At 35.1% G+C, this 16,627-nt stretch carries 18 protein-coding genes; 15 read left to right on the top strand and 3 right to left on the bottom strand.

Annotated elements, in window-relative coordinates; genetic code table 11:
• The first annotated feature begins 135 nt into the window (after window positions 1-135).
• The 8 genes from AC1RRQ_RS10295 (at window position 136) to AC1RRQ_RS10260 (ending at window position 6,822) form a co-directional block, all read left to right on the top strand.
• Window positions 136-1,086 carry an isopenicillin N synthase family dioxygenase gene (locus tag AC1RRQ_RS10295; protein ID WP_493022935.1) on the top strand — a complete coding sequence of 317 codons (951 nt, stop codon included), beginning with the start codon at window positions 136-138 and terminating at the stop codon, window positions 1,084-1,086.
• A gap of 110 nt (window positions 1,087-1,196) precedes the next feature.
• On the top strand, window positions 1,197-1,529 hold the full coding sequence (locus AC1RRQ_RS10290) for a translation initiation factor (protein WP_493022934.1): 333 nt from the start codon (window positions 1,197-1,199) through the stop codon (window positions 1,527-1,529).
• Window positions 1,530-1,870: 341 nt separating this feature from the next.
• Window positions 1,871-2,740: a nucleoside phosphorylase gene (locus AC1RRQ_RS10285; RefSeq protein ID WP_493022933.1), complete on the top strand. Its 870-nt coding sequence runs from the start codon at window positions 1,871-1,873 to the stop codon at window positions 2,738-2,740.
• A gap of 58 nt (window positions 2,741-2,798) precedes the next feature.
• Entirely contained in the window at window positions 2,799-3,272 is a 474-nt protein-coding gene (locus AC1RRQ_RS10280; RefSeq protein WP_493022932.1) for a DUF4265 domain-containing protein, read from the top strand.
• Window positions 3,273-3,324: 52 nt separating this feature from the next.
• Entirely contained in the window at window positions 3,325-4,176 is an 852-nt protein-coding gene (locus AC1RRQ_RS10275) for a substrate-binding domain-containing protein (protein WP_493022931.1), read from the top strand.
• A gap of 18 nt (window positions 4,177-4,194) precedes the next feature.
• Window positions 4,195-5,127: a transglutaminase-like domain-containing protein gene (locus AC1RRQ_RS10270; protein WP_493022930.1), complete on the top strand. Its 933-nt coding sequence runs from the start codon at window positions 4,195-4,197 to the stop codon at window positions 5,125-5,127.
• Window positions 5,128-5,269: 142 nt separating this feature from the next.
• A complete protein-coding gene (locus AC1RRQ_RS10265; protein ID WP_493022929.1) occupies window positions 5,270-5,638 on the top strand; it encodes a hypothetical protein in 369 nt (122 codons plus the stop codon).
• Between the two features lie 128 nt (window positions 5,639-5,766).
• Entirely contained in the window at window positions 5,767-6,822 is a 1,056-nt protein-coding gene (locus AC1RRQ_RS10260) for a linear amide C-N hydrolase (protein ID WP_493022928.1), read from the top strand.
• A 48-nt stretch (window positions 6,823-6,870) separates the two neighbouring features.
• Here the strand turns inward: AC1RRQ_RS10260 and AC1RRQ_RS10255 are convergent, their stop codons facing one another.
• The gene (locus AC1RRQ_RS10255) at window positions 6,871-7,221 is read right to left on the bottom strand and encodes a DUF2200 domain-containing protein (RefSeq protein WP_493022927.1); all 351 of its coding nucleotides are present in this window, start codon (window positions 7,219-7,221) and stop codon (window positions 6,871-6,873) included.
• A 565-nt stretch (window positions 7,222-7,786) separates the two neighbouring features.
• Here AC1RRQ_RS10255 and AC1RRQ_RS10250 point away from each other — a divergent pair.
• Genes AC1RRQ_RS10250 through AC1RRQ_RS10240 form a run of 3 tightly spaced genes read left to right on the top strand, consistent with a single transcriptional unit; the run spans window position 7,787 to window position 8,965 of the window.
• On the top strand, window positions 7,787-8,113 hold the full coding sequence (locus tag AC1RRQ_RS10250) for an ArsR/SmtB family transcription factor (protein ID WP_493022926.1): 327 nt from the start codon (window positions 7,787-7,789) through the stop codon (window positions 8,111-8,113).
• A 3-nt stretch (window positions 8,114-8,116) separates the two neighbouring features.
• The gene (locus AC1RRQ_RS10245; RefSeq protein WP_493022925.1) at window positions 8,117-8,584 is read left to right on the top strand and encodes an SRPBCC family protein; all 468 of its coding nucleotides are present in this window, start codon (window positions 8,117-8,119) and stop codon (window positions 8,582-8,584) included.
• Window positions 8,585-8,590: 6 nt separating this feature from the next.
• On the top strand, window positions 8,591-8,965 hold the full coding sequence (locus AC1RRQ_RS10240; protein WP_493022924.1) for a DoxX family protein: 375 nt from the start codon (window positions 8,591-8,593) through the stop codon (window positions 8,963-8,965).
• A gap of 173 nt (window positions 8,966-9,138) precedes the next feature.
• On the opposite strand, the gene AC1RRQ_RS10235 is transcribed toward AC1RRQ_RS10240, so the two are convergent.
• A complete protein-coding gene (locus AC1RRQ_RS10235; protein ID WP_493022923.1) occupies window positions 9,139-10,305 on the bottom strand; it encodes an FAD-dependent oxidoreductase in 1,167 nt (388 codons plus the stop codon).
• Between the two features lie 93 nt (window positions 10,306-10,398).
• Here AC1RRQ_RS10235 and AC1RRQ_RS10230 point away from each other — a divergent pair, with 93 nt between their 5' ends.
• The 4 genes from AC1RRQ_RS10230 to AC1RRQ_RS10215 all read left to right on the top strand — a co-directional run bounded on the left by AC1RRQ_RS10230 (window position 10,399) and on the right by AC1RRQ_RS10215 (window position 14,033).
• Window positions 10,399-11,361 carry a helix-turn-helix transcriptional regulator gene (locus AC1RRQ_RS10230; RefSeq protein WP_493022922.1) on the top strand — a complete coding sequence of 321 codons (963 nt, stop codon included), beginning with the start codon at window positions 10,399-10,401 and terminating at the stop codon, window positions 11,359-11,361.
• A 228-nt stretch (window positions 11,362-11,589) separates the two neighbouring features.
• Window positions 11,590-12,354 (top strand): DUF6597 domain-containing transcriptional factor, encoded by a 765-nt coding sequence (locus AC1RRQ_RS10225; protein ID WP_493022921.1) that lies wholly within the window; start codon window positions 11,590-11,592, stop codon window positions 12,352-12,354.
• Between the two features lie 62 nt (window positions 12,355-12,416).
• The gene (locus tag AC1RRQ_RS10220) at window positions 12,417-13,535 is read left to right on the top strand and encodes an FAD-dependent oxidoreductase (protein WP_493022920.1); all 1,119 of its coding nucleotides are present in this window, start codon (window positions 12,417-12,419) and stop codon (window positions 13,533-13,535) included.
• A gap of 84 nt (window positions 13,536-13,619) precedes the next feature.
• Window positions 13,620-14,033, top strand: coding sequence for a VOC family protein (locus AC1RRQ_RS10215; RefSeq protein ID WP_493022919.1), 414 nt, complete (start codon window positions 13,620-13,622; stop codon window positions 14,031-14,033).
• Between the two features lie 70 nt (window positions 14,034-14,103).
• Here the strand turns inward: AC1RRQ_RS10215 and AC1RRQ_RS10210 are convergent, their stop codons facing one another.
• Window positions 14,104-16,491 carry an arylsulfatase gene (locus AC1RRQ_RS10210; RefSeq protein WP_493022918.1) on the bottom strand — a complete coding sequence of 796 codons (2,388 nt, stop codon included), beginning with the start codon at window positions 16,489-16,491 and terminating at the stop codon, window positions 14,104-14,106.
• Window positions 16,492-16,627 lie beyond the last annotated feature (136 nt).

Genomic DNA, 16,627 nt, shown 5'->3' with positions numbered 1-16,627 from the left:
AAAATCAAACAATTTCGATTGTTTTAGTTGTATTTTTTCAATTTTATTAAAAGATTTAAAATTCAAATATAAAATATTATTTACCTTTGTTATGGAAAGGTTTAATACCTTTTTTCTTAAATAAAAATGTAAAGTATGCAAAACATTCCTAGTGTAGACTTACGTGATTTCCTTTCGGACGACCCGAAACGTAAACAAAAATTTGTAAATGAAATCGGCAGTGCATTTGAAAACATTGGCTTCGTAGCCCTAAAAGGTCATTTCTTAGATGACAAATTGGTAGACGAACTGTATGGTGAAATTAGAAAATTTTTCGCCTTGCCAGTAGAAACTAAGCATAATTATGAAATTCCCGGAATTGGCGGACAAAGAGGTTATGTTTCTTTTGGAAAAGAACATGCTAAAGGACGTAAAGAAGGTGATTTAAAGGAATTCTGGCATTTTGGCCAGTATGTTGACAAGGATTCTAAATGGGCTTCAGAATATCCTGAAAACGTAGAAGTTAAAGAATTACCTCGTTTTAATGAAGTGGGTAAAGATGCTTATCAAATGCTTGAAAAAACAGGAATTTATGTTTTAAGAGCTTTGGCTTTACACCTTGGTTTAGATGAGTTTTATTTTGATGAATATGCAAAAGAAGGAAACTCAATTTTAAGACCAATTCATTATCCACCAATTACTTCTGAACCGGAAAATGCAATTCGTGCAGCGGCGCACGGTGACATTAACCTGATTACGTTGTTAATGGGAGCTCAAGGTAAAGGACTTCAGGTTCAAAACCATGACGGAGAATGGATTGACGCTATCGCAGCAGATGACGAATTGGTTATTAATGTTGGAGATATGTTGTCAAGACATACTAATAATAAACTAAAATCAACGATTCACCAAGTGGTAAATCCACCAAGAGAATTATGGGGAACTTCTCGTTATTCTGTTCCGTTTTTCATGCACCCTGTAAGCGATATGCGCTTAGATTGTCTTGAAAAATGTATAGACGACGAAAATCCTAAGAAATTTGAAGATATTTCAGCTGGAGAGTTTTTACACGAACGTTTGGTAGAGTTAGGTTTAATTAAAAAATAAAACTTAAATAAATTCCACAATTAAAATTCCAAATTCCAAGCTTTATTGGAGTTTGGAATTTAATTTTTAAATACTTTTATAGTTGGAATTTTTATTAGCATAAAAACACTATGGACTTTAAAGATCAATTAAAAAACTTATTTCCTGATCACGTAGAATCAAACGAACCAGAAGAAGTTCAGGAGCAGGATCATGTTCTTTATATTCAGAAAGAACCGATGATTTGCAAATTCGAAAAACGAAAAGGAAAAGCCACCACAATAATCGAAGGTTACGAAGGAAGCGATGAAGACTTTAAATTACTGGCCAAAGAAATTAAAACAAAATTAAGCGTTGGCGGTACTTTTAAAGATGATTCGATCATTATTCAAGGCGATTATCGCGACAAAATCATGGCCATCCTAAAAGAAAAAGGATTTAAAACAAAACGTGTAGGTGGGTAATGATTTTAGATTTCTGATTTTAGATTTCTGATTTTAGAATTTAGATTGCTTTAAAGATTACACCTATTTAACCGCAGAGTACGCTAAGAATCATAATTTGGAAGCTTTATTAAAAACGCAAAGATCGCAAAGCTGTGGGCATAAAAAAGACGCATTGTTGTACGCCTCTACATAAAACCTTTATGCCTTTGTAACTTTGCCACTTAGAACCTTAAAATAAAAATCTGTGACAATCAGTTCAATCCGTTAGATCTGTGGCCAAAAAAAGACGCACTCCTGTACGCCTCTACAAAAAACCTCAGAACCTTAGCCACTCAGTCACTTAGAACCTTAAAAAAAAAATGATACAAAACTCAGAATTAATACTTAATCCAGACGGAAGCGTTTATCACTTAAACTTACTTCCAGAACATATTGCCAACGATATTATTTTTGTTGGAGACCAGAATAGAGTAGAAAAAATCACTCAGTTTTTTGATACTATAGAATTTTCTACTCAAAAAAGAGAATTTAAAACCCAAACTGGAATTTACAAAGGCAAAAGAATCTCTGTAATGTCAACCGGAATTGGTCCTGATAATATTGATATTGTAGTAAACGAATTAGATGCGCTGGTAAACATCGATCTAAAAACGCGTAAGCCAAAAGAAAAATTAACTTCTTTAAATATCATCAGAATTGGAACTTCGGGATCTTTGCAGGCTGATATTCCTGTAGACAGCTTTGTAATGTCAAAATTCGGACTTGGATTAGATAATATGCTCCGCTCCTATTTAATTGATGAAGTTTCAAATCCTGCATTGGAAGATGCTTTTATAGATCACACGAATTGGGATAGCAGAAAAGGGAGACCTTACGTAATTCCGTGTTCAGAGAAACTGGAAAAAATCATCGAATCTGATAAAATTTTTAAAGGAATAACTGCAACAGCCGGAGGGTTTTACGGTCCGCAGGGACGTGTTTTACGTTTAAATATTCAAGACGAAGGATTAAACAGTAAAATGGATAACTTTACTTATAATGGCAGCCGAATTACCAATTTAGAAATGGAAACTGCCGCAATTTATGGGCTTTCTTCGCTTTTAGGACATAATGCCTTATCTTTAAATGCTATTATTGCCAACCGTGCTTCGGGAACTTTTAGTGAAGATCCGTATAAAGCTGTTGATGAATTAATTACTTATACGCTTAATAAATTGGCTGGTAATTAATTAGATAATTAGTCAATTTGAAAACATCTTTAAAAGCCAAAATAAACGAAATAGAATAATGCAGGAAACACATAAAAAAATATTATTTAAATATTATAGTGATCTGTTAGAAGATACCGTTGTAGAAACAATGTGGGCAGAAATCATAGATTTAGAAAAAGGACTTTTTAAATTAGATAATATCCCATTTTTTGGGCCACTAATTGCCACCGACGATATTTTCTTTGCAGAGTATGATGAAGATGAAAAACGTCTCGTTTATAGAAAAACGATCGAAAGTTTTGGAAATTCGATTATTCAGGTCATCATTTTAGAAAAAGAATTTGATAAGGAAATTATCAGAGAAAAACTAAAAGCAATAAACTGTTTATCAGAAGGTTTAAATGAAACGTTGTTTGCAGTAGAAGTATTAAGAGACGTGGATTATTCATTGGTAAGAAGCATTCTCAGCGAATACGAATCTAAAGAAGTGATCGAATACGCAGAGCCTTGCCTTTCGGACAAACACAGGGCAGATTTATTGAAAAACTAAAAAAAACAAACTTAAGAATACGCATACCAAACTTAACTTAAACTCAACTAGAATGAAAACTGTAAAAATTGTAGGTGTTCCCGAACACTTCAATTTGCCATGGCATCTATGCATTGAAAATGGCGAATTTGAAGCGGAAAATATTGATTTACAATGGAAAAATGTTCCCGAAGGTACCGGAAAAATGTGTCAGATGCTGCGCGACGGCGAAACTGATATTGCGGTAATTTTAACCGAAGGAATTGTAAAAGATATTGTAGCAGGAAATCCAAGTAAAATTGTTCAGATTTATGTACAGTCTCCTTTAATTTGGGGGATTCACGTGGCAGCAAAATCAGATTTTCAGACTATTAAAGATTTAGAAAACAAAAAAGCCGCTATTTCTAGAATTGGTTCCGGTTCGCAGCTAATGGCGTATGTAAATGCAAATGAACAAGGCTGGAACAGCGACAACCTGCAGTTTGAAATTATAAATACCATTGATGGCGCTGTTGAAGCGTTAACAAAAGGAACGGCAGATTATTTTATGTGGGAACGTTTTATGACTAAACCGCTTGTAGATCAGGGAATTTTCCGCCGTGTTGGCGACTGCCCTACTCCATGGCCGTCTTTTGTTATAACAGTTCGCGATGAGTTCTTGAAAAAGAATCCAAAAGTGGTCGAAAAAGTATTGGAAATCATCAATAAAACAACGCATGATTTTGCGCAGATTCCTGATATTGACAAGACTTTGGCCGAGTTATTTAATCAAAAAGCTGAAGATATCCAGGAGTGGCTTAAACTGACACAATGGTCACAAAAAAGTTTAACTGAAAAAGCATTTATCAAAATTCAAAATCAATTATTTGATCTCGGAATTATTGATAAAAAAAGTACTTTTGTTGAAACGGTAAAAGCGCTGTAAAAACTGCTTTTGATTCTTATGATAAATTTTCCCAAAATTGACCTTCCGCAGTTAAAATCCAAATTACAGGTGAAATCGCCTTGGGATAGGATTATTATCTCTGTGTTGAGTCTTTTTATTACCATCCCGATATTTATCATCCTGCATCAAAACCTTATCGATTTAGAGTGGGCATTCAATCTCGATCGTGTTTTTATTTTCATTTTTGTTTTTGCTGCTATTTTCTTTATGTTAATGTACCTGCGAACCATTATTATTTTATGTGTCGCGGTATATTTACTGATTTTATTTTACGGATCGGTTATTGGAAATTATGGTTTCAGTGAGATTTCCGAAGATTATAATTCGATGATTTATACCATGTCTGATAACCCGTATCCGCAGGATATAATTGTGGCAAAACTGCTTCCGTTTCCTAATAGATCAAAAATTTTAAACGCCATAGAATATCAAAACCCAAAAGTGCGAAATTTTGCTATTATGGCAACATCAAAACATTTTAAAGGCATAAAAGGCTATTCTGACTATCGAACTATTATACAATGTTTTGCAGTTTTTAAAGAAATTAACGGACGCTGGAATTATGTAAACGACCCAAAAGACGGCGATTATATTGCAACTGCCAGCGAATCATTAGAATATTTCTCAGGAGACTGCGACGATCATTCTATATTAATGGCAGCAGCAATTCGTTCTATTGGCGGTACACCGCGTTTAATTCATACCAAAGGTCATATCTATCCGGAAATACTAATTGGTTCCTCAATTGATCTTGAAAAAGTAAATTATCTCATTAAAAATGTACTTTTTCAAAAAGAAAGCTATGGTAAAAAACTGCATTATCATATCGATGAACGCGGCCAGGTCTGGATGAATCTGGATTATACCGCAAAATATCCAGGCGGGCCTTTTATGTACGAAGAAATTCTGGGAGCTTTGACTCTTAATTAATTTCTCGGAATAAAACTTCTGGAGCCATAAATTTAATAAAATATTAGAAATCAGATGTTTTAATTCATTTTTGTGTTAATAAAATGTTAGGAGTAATACTTTTTTTTGTAACTTTTCCTATCTAATTTTTAATCACAAAATCATGAAAAAATCTAAATTATTTATCTTCGGAATTGCAATGGCTGCAGTATTATTGATTTCATGCGCTAAGGGTAGAAATAAATTGGTAAACTCTTGGAAAGTTACTTCAGTAGAAGCTAAAATGCCTCTCTCAGATTCTTTAAAAGCCGTAATTTTAAGTGACGGAACCCTGACATTTACAGAAGACGGACATGTTACCGGGTTTTTAATGAGCGAGATCACAAACGGTACTTATGCATTGACTAAAGGTGGAAAAAGTTTAGTAATTAAAGATGAAGTTGGTACACCATACCCATGCGAAAGTACTATTACAAGTGATGAACTTATTTTAGACACGAAAGAAATGAAGCTTAAACTCAAAAAAATATAACCTGAAAATATTTAAAAGCCACTTAATCAAGTGGCTTTTTTTAACTGTAATTTCCTTAGCAGTTTCTAGAATTTAATTCTAGTAAATATTATTTAAATGAATAAGAATCAATTTTTAATTTAAAAACTATGAACTTTAAAAAGAGATTAACCGCACTATTTGCTTTGATAAGTATATTGATGTTTACTGAAAAAACTTTTTCATGTACCAGAATCGTTTATGAAGGTTTAAACGGAACTATTTTAACGGCCCGCTCAATGGACTGGAAAGGTGAAATTCCGGCTAATTTGTGGCTTTTCCCCAGAGGAATTGAACGATTTGGAGAAGTTGGAAGCAGTTCAATTAAATGGAAATCCAAATACGGAAGCGTTATCACCAGCTCTTGGGATATTGCCTCATCTGACGGAATGAATGAAAAAGGTTTAGCAGGTAATTTGCTTTGGCTGGTAGAATCTACCTATCCTCCATTTGAAAAAAACGGAAAAACAAAAGGGCTTGCCGTTTCGTTATGGCTGCAATATGTTTTGGATAATTTTTCGACGGTTTCTGAAGCTGTAACGGCATTAGAAAAGAAAGATTTTGTCATAACTTCTTCTCATATCCCTGGTACAAATATTTTTGCAACAGTACACTTATCAATTTCTGATGCATCTGGAGATAATGCAATCTTTGAATATATAAACGGAAACTTAGTTATTCATCACGACAGGAAATATGTTGCGATGACCAACTCCCCTATTTTTGAAGAACAGTTGGCCATTAATGCCTATTGGAAAGGAATTCCGGGAACAATTATGCTGCCCGGAACTAATCGCGCCGCTGATCGATTTGTAAGAGCTTCCTATTATATCGATGCCATTCCTAAAACGGATGATATTAGAGCAGCGCTTGCGAGTGTTTTTGGCGTAATTAGAAATTGTTCTGTACCGCTTGGAATTTCTTCAGAAACGGAACCTAATATATCCTCTACCAGATGGAGAACTGTTGCAGATCATAAAAATCTAGTTTATTATTTTGATAATGTACTTAATCCAAATGTGGTTTGGGTAGAATTCAGTAAACTTGATTTTAGTGAAAAAGGAAAAATTAAGAAACTAAGTCTGGCCAATAATGAAAATTATTCAGGCGAATCATCGATGAATTTCAAGCAGACACCGTCGTTTAAATTTGCCGGATTAGATTAAATATAAATTTAAAAACCCTCTAACAGAAATTCTTTAGAGGGTTTGTTTTTATTCGCGTAATATCTTTTCCATTTTTTTTCCTTTAGCCAATTCATCAACCAGTTTGTCCATATAACGTATTTTTCGCATAAGCGGATCTTCAATTTCTTCTATTCTGTATCCGCAGATCATTCCCGTAATTTTGGAAGCATTTGGATTTAAATTTGGAGCTTCAGCAAAAAAAGTTTCCAGGTCAGCCTTCTTTTCAATCTGATCTCTAAATTGCTTTTCATCATAACCCGTCAGCCACAGAATAACCGTATCTACTTCTGCTGCAGTTCTTCCTTTTTTTTCTGCTTTCTGAATGTATAATGGATATACGCTTGAAAAAAGGATTTTATATACTCGATCGTTTTTCATGTTTGTCTCTTTTATTTTGAATATAATATTAAAATTATAAAAATTTAGAATAAAATGGAGCGAAATTGATATGTTTCGTTCCTACGGAACTTTTTGTTCGCACGTATAAAATCATCAACGGATTTTAATCCGTTGCTACAATATTTATGACATTCCTACGGAATTATTCTTTGCGAAAAATAAAACCGTAGGATTGATCAATATTGTAATGCCGGATTAAAATCCGTTGATGCAATATATTATTCCTACGGAATTATTCTTTACGAAAAATAGAACCGTAGGTTCGATCAATATTGTAAGCCTCCCGATAGTTATCGGGATTAATCCGGTTTATGTTAATCACCTTAAGGATTGAGAGCCGTAGGCTCGGTTCATATTTTATTCAAAAACTTGATTTTAATAGAGAATTTTATTGAAATACTATTTTCAAATAATTTTAACCTTCATTTTCTGCTTATCGCAGTCCCTTATTTTACTGCAATTTTCAATTTAAAATAAAAATAATTCAAAAAAAATATTGCGCAGTCAAATAACTGCATTATATTCGCAGTCAAATAACTGCACAATGGAAATACGTAGAGATGTTTTTCAGGCAATTGCCGACCCAACCCGCAGAGCGATTTTAAGCTTAGTGGCAATACAGGCTATGACACCAGGTACTATAGCCGAGAACTTTGAGTCATCAAGACAAACCATTTCAAAACACATTAAGATATTAACGGAATGTGAATTATTGGAACAGCAGCAAAATGGCAGAGAAATCTATTACCATATTAATGCTAAGAAAATTAAAGAAGTTGCTGATTTTATTGAACCTTTTCGCAAAATGTGGGACGATCGTTTCAATAAATTAGAAGATATCATGAAAAACTATAAACCCAAAAATGACTGAGTTATGGAAAAGAAAACAAAAATTAGTGCCGAAAACGGCCAGCAGGAAATCCTGATTACAAGAGAATTTGATCTTCCGCTGGATTTACTTTTTAAGGCTTACGCCGAACCTGAAATTGTAGAACAATGGATGGGAACAAAAGTGCTTAAATTAGAAAACAAACAACACGGCGGCTGGCAGTTTGAAACTACTGATCCTCACGGAAACGTAGTATTTAGAGCCAATGGCGTAGTACATGATTTTGTTCCGAATGAAAGAATTACGAGAACTTTTGAAATGGAAAACACAAACTTTGCCCCGCAATTAGAGTTTTTAAACTTCGAAAAACTAACTGATAATACCAGTAAATTGACTATTCAAATCATTTATAAATCGGTAGAACTTAGAGATCAGCAGTTAAAACTGCCTTTTGCCCAAGGAATTAATATGGCGCACAATCGCTTAGAAGAAATCGTAAACCAACTAAAATAAATCATCATGAGTAAAAGAAACAAAATTATTTATTGGATTGCTACGCTTTGGCTGGCATTAGGAATGACTGCAACCGGAATTGTTCAATTATTAAAAGTAAAAGAAGAAGCCATAATGATGGCGCATTTAGGTTATCCACTTTATTTTTTAACCATTCTTGGAGTTTGGAAAATCCTAGGTGTAATCGCCATTTTAATTCCGAAATTTCCTTTGCTGAAAGAATGGACTTATGCCGGTTTCTTTTTTGCTATGAGCGGTGCTATTTTTTCTCATTTTGCAAGTGGAGATTCTGGCGTAGAATATTTTGGTCCAACTTTATTATTAGTTTTAACCGTATTATCTTGGTATTACAGACCAGCTGAGAGGAGATTAAGTATTTAGTTTACAGTCGCAGTCTCAGTCGCAGTGTTCCGTTTTTTAGTATTCAGTCGCAGTCACAGTATTCAGTTTTAATGCTGCCAACTGCGACTAAACACTGAAACTAAACACTGAGACTGAATACTGAGACTGAATACTGAGACTGAATACTGAGACTGAATACTGAGACTGACTACTTAAGAAATCGCTTTGCTAAAGAAATCTGTTAGAAACTGTAAATTAGTATCAGTATGCATCGCATCCGTCATCATTAGAGTGTCTTTTGTTATTTCCTCCATACGAATTCGCATTTTGTTTTCATAAGCTGCTACGGCATCTTCTGTATTTTCAAATGAGCCAAAACAAAAAGTTTCGTAAAAATCTAAAGCATCTGCCAAGGCCTGATTTGCCCCTTCTCCTGCGTAAGGCGGAATACGATGTGCAGCATCGCCAATCATGGTAAGGTTTGAAAGTGGTTTCCAATATTGATCTATCGGGAAATGATACATTGGGCGTGGAATAATAGAAAGTTCATCCGTTTTTAAAATTTCCTGCCAATCCTCATTCCACGTAGCAAATTCACTTTTAAACCACGCTTCAACTGATTTTTTATTTTTAAAATCAATTCCTGAATTTTCAAGCCAGTTCTTTTCGGTTTTTATTCCAATTAAAATCGTAAGCGTTCCATCGGCTTTAGAGCTGCAAAAGAATGTTTTTCCTTCTTCCAGAGCAAAAAGTTTCCCGTCGTTGACAAGATTCCACAAATTTGGAGCATTCTTTTCGGCGTTATAAACATTAAATTCTATAGCCGTTACACCAGAAAATACAGGCTGAATGTTGGTAAGATATTTTCTAATACGTGAATTTGCACCGTCTGACGCAATTACAAAATCAGCATAAGCGGTGGTTCCGTTTTCAAAAGATATTTCCCAGCCATTTCCTGACGGTTTCATTTCGGTAAATTTAGAATTCCAAACGATATTTTCCTTTTTAAGAGAAGCAATCAATAGATCACGTAACGGACCGCGATCAATCTCCGGACGAAAATGTTCGTGCCCAAAATTTTCCTCTACTCTGTTTTCATGATCATCGTATACAATCTCCATGTTTTTGTTCGCAATTCGCATTTTATCGGCTCCTGGACGATAGAATTTTTTAAACTCATCCAGCAATCCTGCTGTAATCATGGCCTTTAAACCTGTATCTTCATGTAAATCAAGCGTAGATCCCTGTTGGCGAACTTCTTGGTTTTCATCTCTTTCATACACTTTTACATCTACTCCTTTTTCCTGTAATAATCTGGCAAGAGTTAAACCGCCTGGACCTCCGCCAATAATGGCTACTTTTTTATTATCTAATAACATAACTGTCTTTTTTATTTTGTTTAAATTTTCATTACAAAATTATCCGTATCTTTAGAGATAAAATATCCATTTTTGATATTAAAATAGTCCTAAATGAAAATTGAAGTTGTAGATAAAGATGGTTCTGGAATTCTCCACAAGTTTGCAGATGCTATTGGCGCTTCGGTTCGGGGACGTTTTATCGATATTCCCGAAAAACTGGGAGAAGGCTTTATGACCGGATTTAATTGGGGAAATGACCTCAGAATGATGATTCGGAATTATTATCTTAAAGAAGAAATTGTTCTGGAACGTAAAAACGAATTTGCTGAAGGACAAGAGAATGTGATTTTTTTTCTCAGCGGTATTTTTGATTCTACTATACAGCACCAAAAGCAGTTATTGCCTGAGCAGGCCAATGTTTTTATTGGTATGCAATCCGTATCTTCGGTAATGGCGATGCCTCAGAATACATTTTTTAGAAGCATAACTATCGCTGCTTCCAGAGAATATCTGCAGGAACGATTTAGCGAATTAAAACATCCTATAGTGACTACGGTTCTGGAAGCAAAAGAAAATTTTGCTTTTGAAGTGGGCATTTCGCCCGCCATGATTACAACTGCGAGTGAAATATTGTACCAATCTGTTCCTGAGAGCTTAGAAAACCATTACAATAAACTCAAATGCGAAGAACTCTTGTGTCACATTTTTGCTTTGCTGCTGCAACGCGAAGAGACGCCTGCAAGCGGTATTCATATTAAAGATATTAAAGCGATTTATGCCATTAAATATCACCTGCAGGCTAATTTAGACAAAGCGCCGGATATTGCTTCATTGGCCAAAGAAGCCGGGATGAGCGAACCCAAACTGCGTAAATTATTCAAACAGACCTTTGGTAAAGGTGTCTTTGAATATTATCAGTTTATGCGAATGCAGGAAGCAGCCCGATTATTAAAAGAAAATCATTTATCAGTTTCAGAAGTTGGGTATCAATTAGGATTTACAAATCTCAGTCATTTTTCGAGGGTTTTTGAACAGCATATTGGTTTAAAACCCAAGAAGTATTCAGCATTATAGTTTTAATTAAATTTGCATTACTTACTCTGTTAGCAGAAATAAAAAAAATATACTTTAACACATAGAGACATAGATTTTTATGTCTAAAAAAGATAGCAAAAGAAACAAGTTTCCACACATAGATAAACTATGTGCATTTAATTTAGTGAAACGCCTTTTCTAAATCTTCAATCCCGATGCATCGGGACTATGTGTTAAATTAATCCAACGGTTAATCTATTATTCAAAATGAACTTAAATATTCAATCCGCTTTACCGGATTCTTCGATTTCGCATTTTGTGCACAGCTTTTGGATGCTCGAAAACAATACCGGAAAAGACATTCCGTCGACTATTTTGCCTAACGGAATGGTCGATTTTGCTGTGGTAAATATGCACGCAGATCATTGGGAAATATCGATTAGAGGTTTAGATACGGTTCCGAGTCAGATTAGTATTCCTGCCGATGCCAAAATGTTTTCAGTAGGTTTTAAATTGCTTGCTGTAGAATATTTATTTGGCGATTCGGTTAAAGATGTTTTAAATGGAGAAAAAAATATTTCAGATAAAATATGGCAGTTTGAAGAAAGCGATTTAAATACTTTTGAGAATTTTTGCAGCAAAGTAACCCAAATCATAAAAGGTATTTTAATAGATGAAATGGACAACCGAAAAAAGAAACTTTTTGAACTGATTTATGCTTCTAAAGGATCTATTACTGTAAAGGAACTTTCTGAAAATGTGTTTTGGAGCAGCCGTCAGATCAATCGTTACTTTAATCAACAATTTGGGATTTCGCTTAAAGCGTATTGCAATATTCTTCGTTTCGGATCTTCGTTTGCAGCGATAAGTGAAGGCAATCTTTTCCCGGAACAAAACTTCACAGACCAGAATCATTTCATTAAAGAAATCAAGAAATATTCTGGCGTAACCCCAAAAGAATTAAGCAAAAACACCGATAATCGCTTTATGGATATCGTGGCAATTAAAAAATCAAATTCAAAAAACGGCTGATTTTTACTATTTCATCCAACGCTTCTTTTTCAATTTTGTAACCTAATTAAATAAGACAAATTATGTTACTACAGAATAAAAAAATAGCCATTATTGGCGCAGGCCCAGTTGGTTTAACTATGGCAAGATTACTACAGCAAAACGGAGTTGATATAACCGTTTACGAAAGGGACAAAGACTCCAAAGCGAGAATTTGGGGCGGTACGTTAGATTTGCATAAAGGTTCCGGACAAGATGCCATGCAAAAAGCAGGATTACTGGAAACCTATTATAAAATGGCGATTCCGATGGGAAGAACGGTTGCAGACAAACAGGGAAATGTTGTGGTTACAAAACAGATTACTTCAGAAGAACAATTTGATAATCCCGAAATAAACCGAAACGATTTAAGAACCTTATTAATCAATAGTTTAAAAGACAACACTGTTATTTGGGACAGTAAATTAACTCAACTCGAACAGCAAAACGGGAAATGGATTTTGCATTTTAAAGATAACAAAACCGAGACTGCTGATGTTGTTATTGGAGCCAATGGCGGTATGACTAAAGTGAGAAAATATATTACCAATGCCGAAGTTGAACTTACTGGAACCTATATCATTCAGGGAGAAGTTTTGGAACCTGAGATTAAATGTCCTGATTTTTATCAGCTTTGCGATGGGAATATTTTAATGACAGCAGAAAATGGTAACTTATTGGTTGCGAACCCAAAAAACAACCATGCTTTAAGTTATAATGTAATGTTTAAAATGCCGGAAAAAATCGAATTAGATTTTAAAAATACAGAAAGTGTTGCCGCATTTCTTTCAGAAAAACTCTCGGATTGGGGCGAAGTTTACCAGCAGTTATTCCGTGCGACTTCCTTTTTTGCAGGATTGCCAACAAAGAAAATTCCGCTCGATCAGCCGTGGAAAAGCAGTCGTCCCTTACCTATTACACTCATTGGCGATGCGGCGCATTTAATGCCTCCGTTTGCCGGCCAAGGAGCCAATATTGGATTACTGGACGCTTTGATTTTATCTGAAAATCTTATAAACGGAGATTTTGAAACCATTGAAGCAGCAATCGAAGATTATGAAAATAAAATGTTTGTGTATGCAAAAGAGGCTCAATTTGAAACTCAGAAAAATGAAACCGCAATGTTTAAAACTGATTTTTCTTTTCTAAGCTTTGTTGATTGAAAATTTTTAATTTATGATGAAAATAGTTTTAACTTAGTAACAGAAATGGAACTATTATAACCTTATAATTTAAAAACTAAAATCATGGAAGAATCTAAAAATCAACCCGATACCACTACTCCAAAAGTTACGGGAATTGGAGGTGTTTTCTTTTTCCTAGAAAATCCGAAGGAAACGAAAGATTGGTATGCCAGAAATTTAGGATTAGAAATCAACGATTGGGGTTCGTCAAGTTTTGAATCCAGAAATATTGATAAACCGGAACAGATAGAATCAACACAATGGTGTCCTTTTAAGAAAGGGGATGAATATTTTTCTCCATCCAAAAAAGAGTTCATGATTAATTACCGTGTTCAGAACATTGAAGGCCTTTTAGAAAAACTAAAAGAAAACGGCGTGACAATTCTGGACGATATTGAAACGTACAGCTACGGAAAGTTTGTACACATCATGGATACCGAAGGCAATAAAATTGAGCTTTGGGAACCTGTTTACTAATATAAAATTGAACAGCATTATTATAAATACAAAAAGCTCCATTAGAAATAATGGAGCTTTTTGTTAAGAATTAAGATTTTAAATCAACTGTAACTTTATCAATTTTGCCTTGGAAAGTAAAAGGAGCGTCATAAGTTCGATTTACAGGAGTTCCAAAATCTTCACCGACATCCAGAGTTTCATCGGCAGAAAATCTGCTTGGAACCGTTTTAGGAATATCACCGGTTGCGGCTTGTTTGCCATCAACAAGCAATGTAGCTTTGGCAGCCTTTCCTACTCCTCCGCCCGCATAATCAAATTTTACTACGATAGTGTGTTTACCTGCCGTTAAAGCCGTTGGCGATTGTATGCTCCATTTATGGTTAGGATAATGAGAAAAAGCATAAGCAAAGGTTGGTTTTCCTTTTTGCAGCATCAAGGCCAAACCTGCAAAATAACCACCTTGTGTAATAATCATTCCTTCCTGACCTGCTTTTACTTCGACTTCTGCCGTTATCGTAAAAGAGGTGTTTTTCATATTAGGTGCCATTCCTTCTGTAATACGTGAACCTCCCTGATGGAAAACAAATTTGGTTCGTCCTTTGTTTAAATTAGGACGATTTTCAGGATTTACGCGGTCAATATAGCGGTCATCAAATGGAAATACTTTATATTTTTCGGCTTCTTCCATAAAAGCAGTTTGCATTTCTTTTAGTTTTTCGGGATTTTTTGCTGCAATATCATTGGTCTGGCTATAATCTTTTGTGAGATCGTACAATTCCCATTTATAATCTTTTACAGGATCTTCTGATGGTATTGGGTGTCCCTGCCACGGAAGGTTTCTTGGCGTTGTACTTGCCATCCAGCCATCTTTATAAAAAGCTCTGTTGGCAATAACTTCAAAATACTGTGTTTTATGTGTTTCCGGCGCATTTGCATTATCAAAAGAATAAACCAAGCTTTTTCCTGCTATTGGAGTCTGCTCAAAACCATCTACTTTTTTAGGCTGCGGAATATTGGCTGCTTCCAAAATTGTAGGTACAATATCAGTTATGTGAGCAAACTGGCTGCGGGTTTGTCCTACTTGTTTGATTTTTGCCGGCCATGAAATTACCATTCCGGTACGGCTTCCGCCTAAATGAGAAGCAATTTTTTTATCCCATTGAAAAGGAGTATTCATAGCATGAGCCCAGCTTTGAGAATAATGTTCTGCCATCCACGGACCGCCAAAATCATCCAGATGTTTCAGCATAAATTCTTCGCTGTCAACTTCTCCATTTACCATGATTCCAATTTCGCTCGTTAGTCCTTGTCCTGTAGGATCTTCGGCACTGGCACCGTTATCTCCCATAATAAAAATAATCATGGTATTATCTAATTCACCTAAATCTTTAATTGTCTGAATTATTCTTCCAATTTGATTATCGCAATATGCCAGCATTCCGGCATACACTTCCATTTCTCGTGCGGCTACTTTTTGCATTCCCGGCGAAAGTTTATCCCATTTTTGATATTCCGGAGGCGTTGGGGCTAAAAGGGCGTCTGGTGGAATTATTCCTAACTTTTTTTGATTTTCGTATGTTGCAATACGTTGTTTATCGAATCCCATATCAAACTTTCCTTTAAACTTTGCAATCCATTCTTTAGGCGCCTGATGTGGGGCGTGTGCGGTTCCGGGTGTATAATACGCAAAGAAAGGTTTGTTTGGAGATACATTTTTTTGAGTCTGAATCCAGTGAATGGCATGGTCCGCCAAATCTCGGTCTAAAATATAATCGTTATCTACTTTCTCATTTTTAAAATAAGGATCAACGGGTTTAGTTCCTTCAAATAAAGCAGGTCTAAATTGATGGGCATCGGCACCAAGAAAACCATAGAAATATTCAAATCCAAGTCCCGTTGGCCATAAATTAAAAGGCCCCGCAGGAGTCGACTGCCAGTCTGGAACATTATGATTTTTACCAAACCATGAAGTTCCGTAGCCGTTATCAGTCAGTATTTTTCCAATCGTAGCCACACTTCGCGGTACTAAACTGTTGTATCCAGGATAAGGAGTTGAAAATTCCATAATAATACCTGTAGCGGCAGTATGGTGGTTTCGGCCTGTAATTAAAGCAGCTCTTGAAGGCGAACAAACGGCTGTGGTATGGAAACGATTGTATTTTAATCCATTTTTAGCAAGTGCATCAAAATTTGGGGTTGGAATAGGACCTCCAAAAGTAGAAGAGGCGCCAAAACCAACATCATCAATCATAATCAGTAAAACATTAGGAGCACCTTCCGGAGCGCTGATTTCTTTTGGCCATTCAATGGGGTCAGAACCTTTAATTGTTGGAGCCACTTTGCCTACTTTTTGATACGGTTCGATAGGTAAAACGGTTCTATCTGGCCAATTTGAAGAAGAAGAATTCTCCTGAGCATTTACAAAACCAAAGGCAAGAAGTGTAATCAATCCTGTGAGTAAAAAAATATTTTTCATAATTAAATTGGTTATTATTGATTAGAAAAAATAGATTGCATTTTGTAAAGAAATTGTAATTCAGTTAATTATAATATAAATGTACGTTTTTTATAGTTATAAAACGTTATTAAAATTATAGAAAAATAGTACAAAA

This window comes from Flavobacterium sp. GW821-FHT12A05, from assembly GCF_058807735.1.
The sequence above is the reverse complement of the archived record's forward strand: the minus strand, read 5'-3'. Positions and strand labels throughout refer to the sequence as shown.

What these genes read in the sequence shown, in the direction of transcription:
- AC1RRQ_RS10295 (WP_493022935.1), top strand. Translation starts at nt 136, where the DNA reads ATGCAAAACATTCCTAGTGTAGACTTACGTGATTTCCTTTCGGACGAC.
- AC1RRQ_RS10290 (WP_493022934.1), top strand. Translation starts at nt 1,197, where the DNA reads ATGGACTTTAAAGATCAATTAAAAAACTTATTTCCTGATCACGTAGAA.
- AC1RRQ_RS10285 (WP_493022933.1), top strand. Translation starts at nt 1,871, where the DNA reads ATGATACAAAACTCAGAATTAATACTTAATCCAGACGGAAGCGTTTAT.
- AC1RRQ_RS10280 (WP_493022932.1), top strand. Translation starts at nt 2,799, where the DNA reads ATGCAGGAAACACATAAAAAAATATTATTTAAATATTATAGTGATCTG.
- AC1RRQ_RS10275 (WP_493022931.1), top strand. Translation starts at nt 3,325, where the DNA reads ATGAAAACTGTAAAAATTGTAGGTGTTCCCGAACACTTCAATTTGCCA.
- AC1RRQ_RS10270 (WP_493022930.1), top strand. Translation starts at nt 4,195, where the DNA reads ATGATAAATTTTCCCAAAATTGACCTTCCGCAGTTAAAATCCAAATTA.
- AC1RRQ_RS10265 (WP_493022929.1), top strand. Translation starts at nt 5,270, where the DNA reads ATGAAAAAATCTAAATTATTTATCTTCGGAATTGCAATGGCTGCAGTA.
- AC1RRQ_RS10260 (WP_493022928.1), top strand. Translation starts at nt 5,767, where the DNA reads ATGAACTTTAAAAAGAGATTAACCGCACTATTTGCTTTGATAAGTATA.
- AC1RRQ_RS10255 (WP_493022927.1), bottom strand. Translation starts at nt 7,221, where the DNA reads ATGAAAAACGATCGAGTATATAAAATCCTTTTTTCAAGCGTATATCCA.
- AC1RRQ_RS10250 (WP_493022926.1), top strand. Translation starts at nt 7,787, where the DNA reads ATGGAAATACGTAGAGATGTTTTTCAGGCAATTGCCGACCCAACCCGC.
- AC1RRQ_RS10245 (WP_493022925.1), top strand. Translation starts at nt 8,117, where the DNA reads ATGGAAAAGAAAACAAAAATTAGTGCCGAAAACGGCCAGCAGGAAATC.
- AC1RRQ_RS10240 (WP_493022924.1), top strand. Translation starts at nt 8,591, where the DNA reads ATGAGTAAAAGAAACAAAATTATTTATTGGATTGCTACGCTTTGGCTG.
- AC1RRQ_RS10235 (WP_493022923.1), bottom strand. Translation starts at nt 10,305, where the DNA reads ATGTTATTAGATAATAAAAAAGTAGCCATTATTGGCGGAGGTCCAGGC.
- AC1RRQ_RS10230 (WP_493022922.1), top strand. Translation starts at nt 10,399, where the DNA reads ATGAAAATTGAAGTTGTAGATAAAGATGGTTCTGGAATTCTCCACAAG.
- AC1RRQ_RS10225 (WP_493022921.1), top strand. Translation starts at nt 11,590, where the DNA reads ATGAACTTAAATATTCAATCCGCTTTACCGGATTCTTCGATTTCGCAT.
- AC1RRQ_RS10220 (WP_493022920.1), top strand. Translation starts at nt 12,417, where the DNA reads ATGTTACTACAGAATAAAAAAATAGCCATTATTGGCGCAGGCCCAGTT.
- AC1RRQ_RS10215 (WP_493022919.1), top strand. Translation starts at nt 13,620, where the DNA reads ATGGAAGAATCTAAAAATCAACCCGATACCACTACTCCAAAAGTTACG.
- AC1RRQ_RS10210 (WP_493022918.1), bottom strand. Translation starts at nt 16,491, where the DNA reads ATGAAAAATATTTTTTTACTCACAGGATTGATTACACTTCTTGCCTTT.